Below are 14,876 nucleotides of genomic sequence, written 5' to 3'. Positions count from 1 at the left end.
CGGCCGCTAGGGTCGCGTGCCATGACGATCGAGCGGCCCGACCCGCCCTTCAGCGCCGACGAGACCACGATGCTGCGGTCCTTCCTCGACCACTTCCGCGCCACGGTCCGGCTGCAGGCCAGCGGGCTCACCGACGCGCAGCTCGACCAGGCGCTGGCGCCGAGCGACCTGACCCTGGGTGGGATGCTCAAGCACCTGGCCTACGTCGAGGACTGGTGGCTCTCCTACCACCTCGCGGCCAACGAGCCGGCTCCGCCGTGGGACACCGCCCCGTGGGGCGACGACCCCGACTGGGACTGGCACAGCGCGGCCGGCCAGACCCACGCCGAGCTCGACGGACTGCTCGCCGCGGCCATCCGGCGCTCCGACGCCTGTCTCGACGCCGCGCTCACGGCTGACCCCGACCCGGGCCGCCCCGTCGCCCGCCGGCGCCCGCCCGAGAAGGGCGAGACCGTCACGATCCGCTGGGTCCTCGTGCACATGGTCGAGGAGTACGCCCGCCACGCCGGCCACGCCGACCTCATCCGCCAGTCGATCGACGGCGCGACCGACGTATGAGCGTGCCCACCGGCGTCCGCGAGGCCACCGACGCAGACTGGGCCGCGATCTGGCCGATCTGGCGTGAGGTCGTCGAGGCCGGCGAGACCTATGCCTACCCGCTCGGCGCCACCTCCGAGCAGGCGCGGGGCTGGTGGTTCGACGGCAGCCGGGTGACCGTCCTCGAGGAGGGCGATCGCGTGCTCGGATCCGCCAAGATGGGCCCGAACCGCCCGGGGCGCGGCGCGCACGTCGGCACCGCGTCCTTCATGGTGGACGCGGCGGCCCGCGGCCGCGGCATCGGGCGGCGGCTCGCCGACGACATGGTGGCCTGGCACCGCGGGCAGGGCTTCGCCGGCATCCAGTTCAACGCGGTCGTCGAGACCAACGTGGCCGCCGTCCGCCTGTGGCAGCAGCTCGGCTTCGAGGTCGTGGGCACGGTGCCGCGTGCCTTCGACAGTGCCCGCCACGGCAGGGTCGGCCTCCACGTGATGTACCTCGACCTGGCCCGGCCCCACGTGTCATCGCGTCCCTGAGACGCCGCGGACCTCGGCGTCGGGGGAGACCCGCACCGGGGTGCCGTCGACGTCGACCGAGTTGCCGGTGACCTCGATCGCGCGTCCGGCCTCGACGTCGATGCCGTTCGCAGGGCCGGTGACCCGGTTGCCGGCGATCAGCACGTCGGTGGCGACGCCGGCGCCCCGGCCGTCGGTGCCCTCGTCCTCGGTCACCACGATCGCCCAGAAGGCGGCGTCGCCCCCGGCGACGGAGTTGTCGCGCACGACCGTCCCGGGTGCGTTGCGCAGCTCGATGCCCACCGCGGAGCCGCGGCTGCCGACGATGTCATTGTCCTCGACGAGGGTGTCCGGGGTGCCGAGGATGACGAGCACCCCCTGGAGGTTGCCCACCAGCCTGTTGTCGTGGACCCAGTTGCCCTCACCGCTCGCGTCGTGCCGGTGCTTCTCGCCTCCGGAGTTGCCCAGTGCCACCGCGGCGGCGGGGACGTCGGTGACCGTGTTGTCGCGGATCTCGTTGAGGTACTCGCCCTCGCCGTGCAGGTCGATCGCGTCCAGCACACCGCCGTCGATGGTGTTGCCCGCGATCAGGTTGTTGTGCGTGGGGAACTGCAGCAGGATGCCGTGCCGCAGGTGCGTGCCGTCCAGGTGGTTGTCCACCACCACGTTGTGCCGTGAGTCGTCTCCGGCGTCGGGGTCGCGCTGGTCGGCCATGCCCTCCACGGCGATGCCGTAGCCCGACCCGCCCGGGCCGACGCTGGTGGCGTCGGCGACCCGGCAGCCGGTCACCGTCACCTCGCGGGTGCCCTTGAGGGTGATGCCGTGGCGCTGGAACAGCTCCACGGAGACGTCCTCGACCAGGATCCGTCGGCTGCCGTCGCCGATCTGCACGCCATACATGGGCCCACCTCCCGGGCCCTCGTCGTCGGGGTCGGTGCCGAGCGCCCCGGTGTGCTCGGAGCTGATGGTGAGACCCGCGACGGCGGCGTCGTGCACGCCCATCGCACGGACGACGGCGCTGTCGTCCTCGCCGTCGAGCGACGTGCGCAGCACGGTGGCGCCCTGCCCGGCCCCGCGCAGCCGCACGCCGTCGGGGAGCAGCAGGTTGGCCTCCGCGTCGTCGGGGTCGGTCGACCGCAGGTCGTAGACCCCGGCGGGGAGGACGACCTCGTCGCCCGCCCTTGCGGTGGCCAGCGCCTCCCGGATGGCCGGGGCGTCGTCACCGGTGCCCGGCTCCGGGTCGGCGTCCAGCTCCGTGACGTCGTACGACGATCCGGTCGGCGGGTCCGGCACCGGGACGTCGACGGGCGTCCCGTCGGTGGCGACCAGCCCGGCCCGCGGACCCGTCGGGGAGCCGGTGGTCGCCTCGGGCGTCGGGCGCGTGGGTGCGGGAGCGTCCCCGGTGCAGGCGCTCAGGGTGAGCACGAGCAGCCCCAGGACGATCCCGCACCGGCGACGCATCGGCACAGCCGGCCCAGCTCGTTCCCGCTCGTCGCCGGCCTCTGCGACTACCTCCTCCTGGCCTTCTTGACCCGGATCACGAGCGTCCGGGTGGCTCGCTGCGAGACCTCGGACCCGAGGTAGACGAGCTTGACCTTGCGCTTGCCCGCCTTGAGCCGCGAGATCCTGACCTTCGCGATTCCGCGTCGGTCGAGGGTGGCGCGCCCGATCACGCCCCCGCCCTGCCGGACGCGGACCTTGCCTGCGGCGGGCTGTCCGCCCGAGACGACGGCGAACGTGATGCGCGCCCGGGTCTTCGTCGTCACCCGCTTCGGGCGCACGGTCGGCTTCTTGATCCGCGAGGGAGCCTTGGTGCTCGAGGGGGTGGTGGCCAGGTCGCGGAGATCCACCGTCCGTCGCAGCGGGAGATCCTCGGACGAGCCGCCGACGAAGATCGTGAAGTCGCCGTCCGGCGTCCTCCACTCGCCGTCCGCCCACAGCTTGAGGTCGTCGGGATCGTCGGGCACGTAGTAGGAGAACGGGTGGTTGGACGCCCTGGCGTCCAGGACCACCGTGACGCGGTTGCTCTCACCGGGGGCGAGGCTGACCTTCTGGAACTCGACGAGGCGGTTGAAGTTCTCCCGGGCCTCACGTGGCAGCCTCAGATAGACCTGCGAGGCCTCCTTGCCGGCGACGTCGCCGGTGTTGGTCACGGTGTAGCTGACCCTCAGACCGGTCGTACGCCGGTCCTGGCGGATCTTGGCCACGTCGAGGTTGCTGTAGCCGAAGGTCGTGTAGGACAGCCCGTAGCCGAAGGGGAACAGCGGCTGGGTGCCGGTCGCCTGGTACCACCGGTAGCCCATCTTGAGCCCTTCGGTGTAGCGGACCACCCGCTGCGGCGCCCCGGGGATCGGGTCGCGACCGATGCCGCCGTCGACTCCCGTGTCCTCCTGGTAGCCCGGGTACTGCTCCTTGGTCTGGTAGGCCGCCTCGCGGTCGGTCCGCCCGAAGGTCACCGGGAGCTTGCCGGAGAAGTTGGTGACCCCGAAGAGCGCGTCGGCCACGACGTTGCCGTCCTCCTGGCCCGGGTACCACGCCTCCACCAGGGTGTCGACCTTGTTGATCCAGGGCATGTTCACCTGCCCCTGGGTCTTCAGCACCATCACCGTGTCGGGGACCGCGTCGAGCATGCGGGGGATCAGCTCCTGCTGGTCGGTGCCCTGCACCGTGGGCAGGTCCAGGTCGGGGATCTCGTTGCCGGCACCCGAGACGTTGCCGCCCGGGTTCTCGTCCTGGTAGTTGCTGTTCTTGTCCCACGTCTCGCGGGCGACGTCGCCGACCATCAGGATGGTCACGTCGGACCTCTGGGCCAGGGCGATGGCGTTGCCGATGTTGGTGGCGTTGTTGTAGGTGACCGTGGCGTCTCCGGCGCCGAGGCTGCGCAGCGTGTTCTGCAGGCCCTCCTGGGGCGTGACCTCGTACGGCGCGTTGACGGAGATGTTGCGCGTCCGGTCACCGCTGCGCGGCGGCAGGGTCGCCTCGCCGGCGAACCACTTGGGGCCGATCAGCGCCACCGAGTCGATCGCCCTGGCGTCGAGCGGCAGCTGCTTGCGCTCGTTGCGCAGGAGCACCAGGCTCTCCGCGGCAGCGTCCTTGGCGACCTGCGCGTGCGGACCACCCTTGGCGAGCTCGTCCTGGAGCTGGTCCCAGCCGAAGGACGTGGCCGGGTCGTCGAAGTCGCCGAACTGGAACATCTTGATGTAGCGGTCTCGGAGCATGTCGTCGATGTCGGCCTCGGTGACCTGGCCGGCGGCGATCGCTGCCTTCACCAGGTCGGGCGCGTACCACTCGGGTGCCTCGTCGACCTCGACGTCGGTGCCGGCGAGGATCGAGGGCACCGTGCTCTGCTGGGCGCGCCGGTCGGAGAACACGTAGCCGTCGAAGCCCCAGTCGTCACGCAGGGTCTGGCGCAGCAGGGGCGCGCTCTCGCAGTTGTAGCTGAAGTTGACGTAGCCGTAGGCGCACATCACGGAAGCGACCTTGGCGTCCTTGACGGCCATCTCGAACGGCAGCAGGTAGAGCTCGTGCATCGCCCGTGAGGGGACCCGGATCGCCGCGGTCCACCGCTCGAACTGGAACTCGGAGTCGTTGGCGACGAAGTGCTTGGCGGTCGCCTGGCTCACCCCGCGCGCCTGGATGCCGCTGATGATCTTCGACGCGAGCACGCCGGTCAGGTAGGGGTCCTCGCTGAAGAACTCGTTGTTGCGCCCGCCGTAGGGCGTGCGGATCAGGTTGAGCACCGGTCCCCACAGCACCTGGTGGGCCCAGGCCCGCAGCTCCAGGTCGAGCACCTGGCCCCAACGGTCTCCGAGGGGTCGGCTGAACGTCGCCGCCGACGAGATCTGGGCGGGCAGTGCCGTCGCGGTCGGCTCCGGGAGGCAGTCGCCCCCGCGGATGCCGGTGCCGCCGTTGGCCATCCGGAAGTCGGGGATCGCCAGCTCCGGGATGCCCTCGATGTGGCGGCCGATCTGGGTGAAGTCGCACCCCTTGCCGTTGTCCGGGACGCCGTCGTCGAGGTCGTCGTTGTAGAAGGGCTGGTTGAAGATCTGCTGGAGCTTCTGGTCGAGCGTCATCGCGTCCAGCAGCAGCTCGGTGCGCTGCGTCGGTGAGAGCGCGGTGTTCATCCAGGGGAGGTCCGCCTGTCCCGCAGCCGACCGTTGGATGCCGAGGGTGGCCCCCGTGGTCACGACCACGAGGGCGAGCGCGGAAAGCGCGCTGATGAGTGTCTTCTTCATGAGCTACGTCCCCGATCGTTGGCGTGACGTGGATCACTCAGCATGCGCCCGCGCTGGAGGGACAACAAGGACGCCCCCGCAGCGTCCGGCACGGTCCGGAGGAGACCGTCCGTGACCTCAGGAAGACAGTGGGAAACTGGGCATCACGGGCGCAGGAGTACGCAGGCCGAGGCTGCCTCAACCACTCGCGGGGGGATCTTGTCGAGGTGGGTCGCCCCGGCGCTCACGGGTCCGGCCAGCGTACGTCTGTGTGGTCCGCGCCGCGCATCTGGTGGAATGTCCGCATGTCCGAGCCGATCCGCGTCTTCCTCCTCGACGACCACGACGTCGTCCGTGAGGGTCTGAAGTTCCTCCTCGAGCAGCAGGAGGACATCGTCGTCGTGGGCCAGTCCGCGACCGCGACCGAGGCGACCGCGCGGATCCCCGCCCTGCGGCCCGACGTCGCCGTGCTCGACGCCCGGCTGCCCGACGGGTCGGGCATCGAGGTGTGCCGGGCCGTGCGGGCGGTCGACCCGTCGATCAACGCCCTCATCCTCACGTCCTACGACGACGACGAGGCGCTCTTCGCCGCCATCATGGCGGGCGCGTCCGGCTACGTCCTCAAGGAGATCCGCAGCTCCGACCTGGTCACCGCCGTGCGCCACGTCGCCTCGGGCCGGTCCCTCATCGACCCGGCCATGACCGCGACCGTGCTGGAGCGGATCCGCAAGGGCCCCGACACCCCCGACGAGCTGAGCTCGCTGACCGACCAGGAGCGCATCCTGCTGGGCCACATCGCCGAGGGCCTGACCAACCGGCAGATCGCCGAGCAGATGTTCCTGGCCGAGAAGACGGTCAAGAACTACGTCTCCAGCATCCTGTCCAAGCTGGGCCTCGAGCGGCGGACGCAGGCCGCCGTGCTGGCCTCCAAGCTCCTCGGTGGCGCCACGCCCTGAGGTCCCTGGGTGGTGGGGACCTTGGTCCCGGCCGATCATGGACGTCCTCCCCTCCACGCGACCCCGCCCCTCGGCGGACAGTAGAGGTACCGGAAGACATCCGGAATCGTGAACCGAGGAGGAGATGACGATGAGCGTCATCCACCGCCAGCACCACATCAGCACCGAGGGCGTCACCACCTCCGAGACCGAGGAGGTCACCCGCCCGGGCTTCGCCCGCGCCCTCGCCGTCCTGCGGATCGCCTTCGGAGTGACCTTCCTGTGGGCCTTCCTCGACAAGACCTTCGCCCTGGGCTTCCACACCGGCTACGACCAGGCAGGCAACCTCGACCGCTTCGGCCCCGCCGCCTGGATCAACGGCGGCAGCCCCACCGAGGGATTCCTGTCCTTCGCCGTCCCGGCCGACAACCCCTTCCACGGGTTCTTCACCTCCCTGGCCGGACACGCCTGGGTCGACTGGCTCTTCATGGCCGGCCTGCTCGGCATCGGCCTGGCCCTGCTGCTCGGGATCGGGATGCGCATCGGCACCGCCGCAGGCGCCCTGATGTACGCCTTCATGTACGCCGCGTCGCTCCCGCTGGAGAACAACCCCATCGTCGACGATCACCTCATCGGCGTCATCGTGATGGTCGTCCTCGCCCTCGGCGCGGCCGGCATGACCTGGGGCCTGGGCCGCTGGTGGAGCAACACCGCACTGGTCCGCAGGTTCCCCATCCTCCGCTGACACCCACCCACACCACACAACCCGGACCCGGCGCCCACGGCGCCGGGTCCTCTCGCGTGTGGGTCACTGCAGCGGCACGCGCCACACCAGCAGCGTGCCGCGCTCGCCGACGCGGGACAGCTCCAGCGTGCCGCCGAGGTCGGCCGCGCGGCGGCGCGCGTTGCGCAGGCCGCTCTCGATCATCTCGTCCGGCAGGCCGACGCCGTCGTCGGTCACCCGCAGCTCGAGGCGGTCTCCCGCGACGACCACGTCGACCTCGGCGGCATCGGCCAGGGCGTGCCGGGCGACGTTGGAGACCGCCTCGCGGAGCACGGCGACGAGCTGGGAGCCGATCTCCGGCGGGACGGCCGTGTCGACGGGCCCGGACGTGCGGACCACCGGGGTGAAGCCCAGCACCGGGACGTACTCCTTGACGAGCTTGCGGATCGCGGCGCGCAGCGAGTCGCCGCGCCGGTCCTGGAGCTCGAAGATGGTGCCGCGGATCGCCTTGATCGTGTCGTCGAGGTCGGCCACCGACTTGTCCAGCCGCTCGGCGATCGCGCTGCCGCCGTTCATCGCCGCGATGCCCTGCAGCTGCAGGCCGGTCGCGAAGAGGCGCTGGATGACGATGTCGTGCAGGTCGCGGGCGATCCGCTCGCGGTCGGAGATCAGCGCCAGCTCCTGACGGTCGGCGAGCGCCTGGGTGCGGTCGAGGGACAGCGCCAGCTGGTCGGCGAACCCGGCGAAGAGGTCACGCTCCTGCACGTCGAGCAGGCTCGAGCCGGGCTCGGCGACCGCGACGAGCGCAGCGACGGGGGCGAGGTGGGAGCGCAGGGGCACGACGACGAGGGGCACGCCGTCGGCGCCGGTCGTCACGACCGCGGCGCTGCTGCCGGGCTCGACGGCCGCCCGCGCGGCGGACATCATGTCGGTGATCCGGTCGGCATCGGCCGTGGCGTCGGGCGCGAGGCTGATCGAGTCGTGCTCGGGGTCGAGCGAGGAGAGCAGCGCCACCGCCCGCGCGCGGGAGACCTGGCGTGCGGTCGAGACGATCTGCGGCAGCACGGCGTCGAGGTCCACGGGCGGCTGGAGGAGCTCGGCGAGCTCGGCCGAGGCCTCCAGCCACTGCCGGCGACGCTCGCTGACGGCGAACGAGCGTGCGTTGCTGATGACGTAGCCGGCGGTGCGGGCGAGCTCCTCGACGAGCCGCTCGTCGGCCTCGGTGAAGGGGCCGCTGCCGGCCTTCTCGGTGAGGTAGAGGTTGCCGAACACGGTGCCCCGGATGCGCAGGGGCATGCCGAGGAACGTCTTCATCGGTGGGTGGTCGGGTGGGAAGCCGACCGACGCGGGGTGGGCGCTCAGGTCGGCCAGCCGCAGGCCCGAGGGGTCCTCGATGATCACCCCCAGGATCCCGCGTCCGCGGGGCAGGTCGCCGATCAGGGCGCGGGTGCGCTCGTCGATGCCCGTGGTGATGAACTCGGCCAGGTCGCCGTCGCTGCTGAGGACGCCGAGCGCACCGTAGCGGGCACCGGTCAGCGCGGTCGCCGCCTCGATGATGCGGGTGAGCACGCTCGTGAGGTCGAGGTCGCTGGAGATGGCCGTGACGGCCTCGAGCAGCGAGCGGGCGTCGTCGCCGAGGTCGGAGGAGGGTGGGGTGGGGGTCACGGGCCCCAGTCTGCCGTCAGGCGAGCCGGCGTACCGGCAGGTGCTGCCACGGGTCCCATCCGTCGCCGAGCTGGCGGCCCGTCACCTCGGTCCACGCGATCCGGACGATGAGGTTGCGCTGGCCGGTGGCCCACGGGCGCGGCTGCCACGACCGGGCGATCTCCGCGAGCTCGTCCTGGTCGTCGACGAATCGTCCGCGTCCGCGCACCACCACGCTCCAGCCCCGCTTGAGCTCGTAGTCGAACTGGTCGACCTCGAAGCACAGCTGGGCGTCACGACCGTAGGTGCCGAGCAGGCTGTAGGCCGTGGTGCGGATCAGGATGGACTCGTGGTCCACGGCGTAGTTGACCGGCAGGATGTGCGGCCCGGTCGGAGTCGTGACCGCGACCCGGCCTGCGACGCCGGCAGTGAGCAGGCGGGTGCAGTCCTCCCGGGACAGGTCGTGCGTGGTGTGCATGGGTCCTCCTTCGGCTCGACTCCCAGCCTCGCCCGGCCGGGTCGTCCTCAGCAGGGCCGAAGGTCCCGCGCGTCAGGGTCCGGAGTTGGTGATCAGCGCGCCGGTCGTCGGCTGGTAGGGGTTGAGGCCCTTGTCGATCGCGTACTGCCGCAGGTAGCCCTCGCGGCCGAGCACCTTGATCCGCTCGGCGATCTTCGCCGCCTCGGCGCGCTCGACCTCGACCTGCGCCTGCGCCGCCTTCACCTGCGCCGCGGCCTCGGCCTCCTTGGCCTTCGCCCGCGCGACCGCCTCCTGCTGGGCGACCAGGGCCGCCTTCACCGACTCCGGCGGGACCGGCTTCTGCAGGGTGATGGCGAAGTTGGTGAAGAACTCCTCGTCGCCGTCGATCTGGCGCCCGACGAGGTCGGGCATCTGCTCGAGGACGTCCTGCTCCCACTGCGCCTTGACGTTGGGGTCGGTGTAGAGCTCGGTGTAGGTGTAGTTCTGGCTGGCGCGGTCGATCGCGGTCTCCAGGGGCCGGCTGATGTAGACGCTGAGCATCGCCAGCCACCCCGCCGAGCCGTTGCCGTCGGAGGAGTCCATGTAGGCGGCGTAGCGGTTGCCGATGAGGTCGTGGAACTTCTGCAGGGTCCGGCAGTCGGTGTTGAGCAGGAACGCGGCGACGCCGTCGACCGACATCTCGATGCCGTCCTTGCTCACGAACGTCACCGCAGCGCGGTCGCCCTGCTGGCCGAAGACGTAGTTGCGCTGCGAGGACGGGTAGGAGTAGTGCTTGTCGCCCGGTCCGTGCCAGGCCCGCTGCGAGCTCTCCACGCAGTCCTGGAACCGGCGGGGGGTGAAGGCGCCGTCGCTGTAGTGCAGCGCCACCTGGTCGGGGCCGGTCGAGACGGTGGTCGGCCGCACGACGACGAGCACCGCGAGCAGGACGGCGACGACCAGCCCGAGGCCCAGCAGGACCTTGCCGGCGCGGCCGACACGCTGGGAGACGGGGGCGATGGAGGGCATGGCGGTCCTTGGGTGCGGTGGGTGGGCGATGGGCGGGCGGTGCGTGCGTGGGTGGGTGGGCGAGCCGGGGCTCAGGCGCCCGGGCCGGGCAGGCCGCGGCCCTTGCGGTGCCGCTGGGCGATCTCGTCGATGACGATGGTGGACAGCTCGGGGGAGACGTCGCGGTGCTGCCAGGCGAGCTCGCGCAGCTGCTCGATGAACGCGTCGCGCTCGGCGAGCTCGGCCGGGTCGGTGGCGAGCGGCGCGGCGGGCGCCGACGTACGACCGAGCCAGTAGGCCACCGGCACGGCCACGACGACCAGCAGGACGAGCAGCGTGACCGCGGGCATGGCGGCATCCTGCCCTGTCGCGACCGGTTCGACCCTCGGTACGCGCCGGTCGGGGGAGCTTCTTCCGGGCGTCTTCGAGCGCACTCGACGTTGACGGACCTGCGTAGCGTGGAGGACGTGACGCACGCAGCCCAGCAGACCAACCAGCACCCCGAGCCCAGCACCCTCGGCCAGCTCCGCGAGAGCGGCCACCGGCTCAAGCCGCTGCGCCAGGAGCTGCGCGACAACCTGCTCGCGCGGCTGCGCGCCGGCGAGGACCCGTGGCCCGGGCTGCACGGCTTCGACGACACGGTGATCCCACAGGTCGAGCGGGCGCTGCTGGCCGGTCATGACATGGTGCTGCTCGGTGAGCGCGGCCAGGGCAAGACCCGGCTGCTGCGCTCGCTGGTGGCGCTGCTCGACGAGTGGACACCCGTGATCTCCGGGTCCGAGCTGGGCGAGCACCCCTACGAGCCGGTCACGGTGACGTCCCAGCAGGCGGTCGCGACCTACGGTGACGACCTGCGCATCTCGTGGCGTCACCGCGACGAGAGGTATGCCGAGAAGCTGGCGACGCCGGATACGTCGGTGGCGGACCTGATCGGCGACGTCGACCCGATGAAGGTCGCCGAGGGACGCCACCTCGGCGACCCCGAGACGATCCACTTCGGCCTGATCCCGCGCAGCCACCGTGGGATCGTGGCGATCAACGAGCTGCCCGACCTCGCCGAGCGGATCCAGGTCGCGATGCTCAACGTGATGGAGGAGCGCGACATCCAGATCCGCGGCTACGTCCTCCGGCTGCCGCTCGACGTGCTGGTGGTCGCCAGCGCCAACCCCGAGGACTACACCAACCGCGGACGCATCATCACCCCGCTCAAGGACCGCTTCGGCGCCGAGATCCGCACCCACTACCCGCGGCAGGTGGAGGAGGAGATCGCTGTCATCGAGCAGGAGGCCGACCTCGTCGCCGCCGTCCCGCCCTACCTCCTCGAGGTGCTGGCACGGTTCACCCGCCACCTGCGCGACTCGCAGTCGGTCGACCAGCGCTCCGGGGTCAGTGCGCGCTTCGCGATCGCGGGCGCCGAGACCATCGCCGCCGCGGCCCTGCACCGCGCCACCACGCAGGGCGAGGACGAGGCCGTGGCTCGCGTCGTCGATCTCGAGACGGCGGTCGACGTGCTCGGCGGCAAGATCGAGTTCGAGACCGGCGAGGAGGGCCGGGAGACCGAGATCCTCACCCACCTGCTCCGCACCGCGGTCGCCGAGACGGTGCGCGCCCACCTCGCCGGCATCGACCTGCGCCTGCTCGTCGAGGCCATCGAGGAGGGGGCGATGGTCAGCACCGGCGCCCGGGTGGGGGCGCGCGACTTCCTCGCCGGTCTCCCCGTGCTGGGGGAGTCCGACCTCTACGACGCGGTGTGCGACCGGCTGGGGGCCACCAACGACGGCGAGCGCGCCGCCGCGATCGAGCTGGCGCTCGAGGGCCTCTACCTCGCGCGCAAGATCGGCAAGGACACCGAGGCCGGGGAGACCGTCTATGGGTGAGGCGGCCGGCGAGACGCGGGGCGACGGGGTCATCACCCACGTCATCACCCACGACATCAGGCTGCGCCCCGGCACGACGGCCGACATCCCCGCCTTCCGCGCCCTCGGCGAGGCGGTCGTGCCGGCGACCTACGGCCCGATCGACGCGGCGTACGCCCAGCGGATGCTCGACGAGTGGTGGGTGCCTGAGGTCTTCGAGCGGTCGCTGGCGCGCAACGCGCACCTCGTCGCCGAGGTCGACGGCCAGGTCGTCGCGATGGCCGCGTTCGGCCGGCTCTCGCAGTCGCACCGGGACTTCCCCCACGTCACCGGCGACCGCGAGGTGATGTGGAAGCTCTACGTCCACCCCGACCACCAGGGTCGCGGCATCGGCGGCCGCCTGCTGGCCGAGGTCGAGGCGATGGTCGAGGGCGACGTGCTGTGGCTCGAGGTCGTCGACGGCAACCAGCAGGCCCACGACTTCTACCGCGCCCACGGCTTCACCGAGGTCGAGCGGGTCACCGACCGCGACTGGCCCGACGACGTGTGGCTCCGCAAGGAGCTGGGCAGGGGACCGCGGTGAGCCGCTTCCGCAAGTACGACGGCGGCGACCCGCTGGCCCCGCCGGTCGACCTGGCCGAGGCGCTCGACGCCATCGGCCAGGACGTGATGGCCGGCTACTCGCCCGAACGGGCGATGCGTGAGTTCCTGCGCCGCGGCGGCACCGACCGGGCCGGGCTCGACGAGCTCGCCCGGAAGGTGGCCGAGCGTCGGCGCGAGATCCTGCAGCGCAACGACCTCGACGGCACGATGCGCGAGGTGCGCGAGCTCCTCGACCGGGCGGTCCTCGCCGAGCGCGGCCAGCTGGCGCGCGACATCACCATGGACGACGGCGACCGGGCCTTCCGCGAGCTCATGCTCGACAACCTGCCGACCTCCACGCCGGCGGCGGTGAGCGAGCTGTCGTCGTACGACTGGCAGTCGTCGGAGGCGCGCGAGGCCTACGAGGAGATCAAGGACCTGCTCGGTCGCGAGCTGCTCGACCAGCGCTTCGCGGGCATGAAGCAGGCGCTCGAGGGCGCCACCGACGACGACCGGGCAGCGGTCAACGAGATGCTCTCCGACCTCAACGACCTGCTCGAGAAGCACGCCGCGGACGGCGTCACCGACGACGAGTTCCGCGACTTCATGGACAAGCACGGCGACTTCTTCCCCGACGACCCACAGGACATGGACGAGCTGCTCGACTCCCTCGCCCAGCGGGCCGCGGCGGCGCAGCGGATGCTCAACTCGATGACGCCCGAGCAGCGCCAGGAGCTGATGGAGCTCTCGCAGCAGGCCTTCGGCTCGCCGCAGCTGATGGAGCAGCTGGCGCGGATGGACGCCAACCTCCAGGCGTTGCGCCCCGGCGAGGACTGGTCGGGCTCGGAGAGCTTCGAGGGCGAGGAGGGGATGGGCCTCGGCGACGGCACCGGCGCGCTGCAGGACCTCGCCCAGCTCGACGCGCTCGCCGACCAGCTCGCCCAGTCGCACCACGGCGCGCGGATGGACGACGTCGACCTCGACGCGCTGGCCCAGCAGCTCGGTCCCGACGCGGCGGTGGCCGCCAGGACGCTGCAGGAGCTCGAGCGCGCGCTGCGTGACAGCGGCTACCTCAAGCGCGGCTCCGACGGCGAGCTGCGGCTCTCGCCCAAGGCGATGCGCCAGCTCGGCAAGGCGCTCCTGCGCGACGTGGCCGAGCGGATGAGCGGGCGCTCCGGCGCCCGCGAGACGCGCACGACCGGCCTGGCCGGCGAGCCGTCGGGCGCGTCGCGGCGCTGGGAGTTCGGCGACACCGAGCCGTGGGACGTGCCGCGCACCATCACCAACGCGGTGCTGCGTGACGGAGGCTCGTCGCCCGTGCGGATCCAGGTCGACGACATCGAGGTGGTCGAGACCGAGGCGCGCACCCAGGCGGCGGTCGTGCTGCTGGTCGACACGTCGTTCTCGATGGCGATGGACGGGCGATGGGTGCCGATGAAGCGCACCGCGCTGGCGCTGCACCAGCTCATCCGCTCCCGCTTCCGCGGCGACGACCTCCAGCTGATCGCGTTCGGCCGGCACGCCCAGGTCATGGAGATCGAGGAGCTCACCGCCCTCGACGCCCGCTGGGACAAGGGCACCAACCTCCACCACGGGCTGCTGCTCGCCAACCGGTTCTTCCGCAAGCACCCCAATGCCCAGCCGGTGCTCCTCGTCGTCACCGACGGCGAGCCGACCGCCCACCTCGAGCCCGACGGCGAGGTGTGGTTCTCCTACCCGCCCCACCCCCTGACGATCGCCCACTCGGTGCGCGAGCTCGACGCCGCCGCCCGGCTGGGCGCCCAGGTGACGTTCTTCCGCCTCGGCGAGGACCCCGGACTGGCGCGCTTCATCGACTCGATGGCGCGCCGGGTGGACGGCCGGATGGTCAGCCCCGAGCTCGACGACCTCGGGGCCGCGGTGGTCGGGTCCTACCTGGGCTCGCGGGCTCCCGGGTCGTCCTACCGCGAGCAGTTCGGCGAGTGGTACGGCGGCGGGCGGGGCTTCTGGGTCTAGCCGCCCGCGGCCTCCAGCATCCGCAGCAGCTCGGCGCCCATCTGCTCGATGACCGCCTGCAGGGCCTTGGCCGGACGCACCATGACGGTGAAGTCGACGATCTGCCCGGCGTCGTCCCAGGTGATGATGTCGACGCCGGAGACCTGCAGGCCGCCGACGTCGGTGCGGAACTGGAGCACCGCGGAGTCCGCGCCGAGCCACTCCCGCTCGTAGGTCAGTCCCGGACCCAGCACGGTGAACGCGGCCGTGAGGTAGCCGACGACCGTGTCGCGACCCTCCTGGGGCGTGTGCACCGCCGGACTGCGGAAGACCGCGTCCTCGGCGATGAGGCCGGGGAGCCCGGCGGGGTCGCGACTCTCGACGACGGCGTGCCAACGGGCGAGGGCGGCGGCGGCATCCATGCGCGTCATGG

14 protein-coding genes are annotated in these 14,876 nt (G+C 71.8%); 7 read left to right on the top strand and 7 right to left on the bottom strand.

Annotation, left to right across the window (positions count from 1 at the left end):
- Window positions 1-21: 21 nt before the first annotated feature.
- Both AC54T2_RS00355 and AC54T2_RS00350 read left to right on the top strand, forming a co-directional pair.
- Window positions 22-558, top strand: a complete 537-nt coding sequence (locus tag AC54T2_RS00355) for a DinB family protein (RefSeq protein ID WP_186342739.1) — start codon at window positions 22-24, stop codon at window positions 556-558.
- Window positions 555-1,073, top strand: a complete 519-nt coding sequence (locus AC54T2_RS00350) for a GNAT family N-acetyltransferase (protein WP_489975055.1) — start codon at window positions 555-557, stop codon at window positions 1,071-1,073. Before AC54T2_RS00355 ends, AC54T2_RS00350 begins: the two co-directional genes overlap by 4 nt.
- Here AC54T2_RS00350 and AC54T2_RS00345 read toward each other — a convergent pair.
- Together AC54T2_RS00345 and AC54T2_RS00340 are read right to left on the bottom strand one after the other, a co-directional pair.
- A complete protein-coding gene (locus AC54T2_RS00345) occupies window positions 1,059-2,513 on the bottom strand; it encodes a right-handed parallel beta-helix repeat-containing protein (protein WP_496665208.1) in 1,455 nt (484 codons plus the stop codon). The genes AC54T2_RS00350 and AC54T2_RS00345 overlap by 15 nt on opposite strands.
- A gap of 47 nt (window positions 2,514-2,560) precedes the next feature.
- Window positions 2,561-5,287, bottom strand: coding sequence for a glycoside hydrolase family 3 C-terminal domain-containing protein (locus AC54T2_RS00340; RefSeq protein WP_496665207.1), 2,727 nt, complete (start codon window positions 5,285-5,287; stop codon window positions 2,561-2,563).
- Window positions 5,288-5,571: 284 nt separating this feature from the next.
- Between AC54T2_RS00340 and AC54T2_RS00335 the strand changes: the two genes are divergently transcribed.
- The gene (locus tag AC54T2_RS00335; protein WP_186342743.1) at window positions 5,572-6,222 is read left to right on the top strand and encodes a response regulator; all 651 of its coding nucleotides are present in this window, start codon (window positions 5,572-5,574) and stop codon (window positions 6,220-6,222) included.
- A 130-nt stretch (window positions 6,223-6,352) separates the two neighbouring features.
- Window positions 6,353-6,946 carry a hypothetical protein gene (locus AC54T2_RS00330; RefSeq protein ID WP_186342514.1) on the top strand — a complete coding sequence of 198 codons (594 nt, stop codon included), beginning with the start codon at window positions 6,353-6,355 and terminating at the stop codon, window positions 6,944-6,946.
- Window positions 6,947-7,009: 63 nt separating this feature from the next.
- Here the strand turns inward: AC54T2_RS00330 and AC54T2_RS00325 are convergent, their stop codons facing one another.
- From AC54T2_RS00325 to AC54T2_RS00310, 4 genes are all read right to left on the bottom strand, one after another.
- A complete protein-coding gene (locus AC54T2_RS00325; RefSeq protein ID WP_186340441.1) occupies window positions 7,010-8,590 on the bottom strand; it encodes a GAF domain-containing sensor histidine kinase in 1,581 nt (526 codons plus the stop codon).
- Between the two features lie 16 nt (window positions 8,591-8,606).
- The gene (locus AC54T2_RS00320; protein ID WP_186340442.1) at window positions 8,607-9,047 is read right to left on the bottom strand and encodes a pyridoxamine 5'-phosphate oxidase family protein; all 441 of its coding nucleotides are present in this window, start codon (window positions 9,045-9,047) and stop codon (window positions 8,607-8,609) included.
- Window positions 9,048-9,119: 72 nt separating this feature from the next.
- Window positions 9,120-10,052, bottom strand: a complete 933-nt coding sequence (locus AC54T2_RS00315; RefSeq protein WP_186340443.1) for an SPFH domain-containing protein — start codon at window positions 10,050-10,052, stop codon at window positions 9,120-9,122.
- A 71-nt stretch (window positions 10,053-10,123) separates the two neighbouring features.
- On the bottom strand, window positions 10,124-10,381 hold the full coding sequence (locus tag AC54T2_RS00310; RefSeq protein WP_186340444.1) for a hypothetical protein: 258 nt from the start codon (window positions 10,379-10,381) through the stop codon (window positions 10,124-10,126).
- A gap of 117 nt (window positions 10,382-10,498) precedes the next feature.
- Between AC54T2_RS00310 and AC54T2_RS00305 the strand changes: the two genes are divergently transcribed.
- From AC54T2_RS00305 to AC54T2_RS00295, 3 genes are read left to right on the top strand one after another with little or no spacing between them, the layout of a single operon-like run.
- The gene (locus AC54T2_RS00305) at window positions 10,499-11,908 is read left to right on the top strand and encodes a sigma 54-interacting transcriptional regulator (RefSeq protein WP_489975052.1); all 1,410 of its coding nucleotides are present in this window, start codon (window positions 10,499-10,501) and stop codon (window positions 11,906-11,908) included.
- The gene (locus AC54T2_RS00300; RefSeq protein ID WP_489975051.1) at window positions 11,901-12,470 is read left to right on the top strand and encodes a GNAT family N-acetyltransferase; all 570 of its coding nucleotides are present in this window, start codon (window positions 11,901-11,903) and stop codon (window positions 12,468-12,470) included. Before AC54T2_RS00305 ends, AC54T2_RS00300 begins: the two co-directional genes overlap by 8 nt.
- Window positions 12,467-14,464, top strand: coding sequence for a VWA domain-containing protein (locus AC54T2_RS00295; protein WP_489975050.1), 1,998 nt, complete (start codon window positions 12,467-12,469; stop codon window positions 14,462-14,464). The genes AC54T2_RS00300 and AC54T2_RS00295 overlap by 4 nt, the downstream gene beginning before the upstream one ends.
- Here AC54T2_RS00295 and AC54T2_RS00290 read toward each other — a convergent pair.
- Window positions 14,461-14,865 (bottom strand): nuclear transport factor 2 family protein, encoded by a 405-nt coding sequence (locus AC54T2_RS00290; protein ID WP_186340448.1) that lies wholly within the window; start codon window positions 14,863-14,865, stop codon window positions 14,461-14,463. The two genes, AC54T2_RS00295 and AC54T2_RS00290, sit on opposite strands and share 4 nt — an antisense overlap.
- Window positions 14,866-14,876 lie beyond the last annotated feature (11 nt).

The sequence above is a fragment of the Nocardioides sp. Z35_8 genome, from assembly GCF_059621125.1.
The sequence above is the reverse complement of the archived record's forward strand: the minus strand, read 5'-3'. Positions and strand labels throughout refer to the sequence as shown.

Excerpts from the sequence above, each read along its gene's own strand:
- AC54T2_RS00355 (WP_186342739.1), top strand. The coding sequence starts at position 22 with ATGACGATCGAGCGGCCCGACCCGCCCTTCAGCGCCGACGAGACCACG.
- AC54T2_RS00300 (WP_489975051.1), top strand. The coding sequence starts at position 11,901 with ATGGGTGAGGCGGCCGGCGAGACGCGGGGCGACGGGGTCATCACCCAC.
- AC54T2_RS00335 (WP_186342743.1), top strand. The coding sequence starts at position 5,572 with ATGTCCGAGCCGATCCGCGTCTTCCTCCTCGACGACCACGACGTCGTC.
- AC54T2_RS00320 (WP_186340442.1), bottom strand. The coding sequence starts at position 9,047 with ATGCACACCACGCACGACCTGTCCCGGGAGGACTGCACCCGCCTGCTC.
- AC54T2_RS00340 (WP_496665207.1), bottom strand. The coding sequence starts at position 5,287 with ATGAAGAAGACACTCATCAGCGCGCTTTCCGCGCTCGCCCTCGTGGTC.
- AC54T2_RS00290 (WP_186340448.1), bottom strand. The coding sequence starts at position 14,865 with ATGGATGCCGCCGCCGCCCTCGCCCGTTGGCACGCCGTCGTCGAGAGT.
- AC54T2_RS00310 (WP_186340444.1), bottom strand. The coding sequence starts at position 10,381 with ATGCCCGCGGTCACGCTGCTCGTCCTGCTGGTCGTCGTGGCCGTGCCG.
- AC54T2_RS00350 (WP_489975055.1), top strand. The coding sequence starts at position 555 with ATGAGCGTGCCCACCGGCGTCCGCGAGGCCACCGACGCAGACTGGGCC.
- AC54T2_RS00330 (WP_186342514.1), top strand. The coding sequence starts at position 6,353 with ATGAGCGTCATCCACCGCCAGCACCACATCAGCACCGAGGGCGTCACC.
- AC54T2_RS00315 (WP_186340443.1), bottom strand. The coding sequence starts at position 10,052 with ATGCCCTCCATCGCCCCCGTCTCCCAGCGTGTCGGCCGCGCCGGCAAG.
- AC54T2_RS00345 (WP_496665208.1), bottom strand. The coding sequence starts at position 2,513 with ATGCGTCGCCGGTGCGGGATCGTCCTGGGGCTGCTCGTGCTCACCCTG.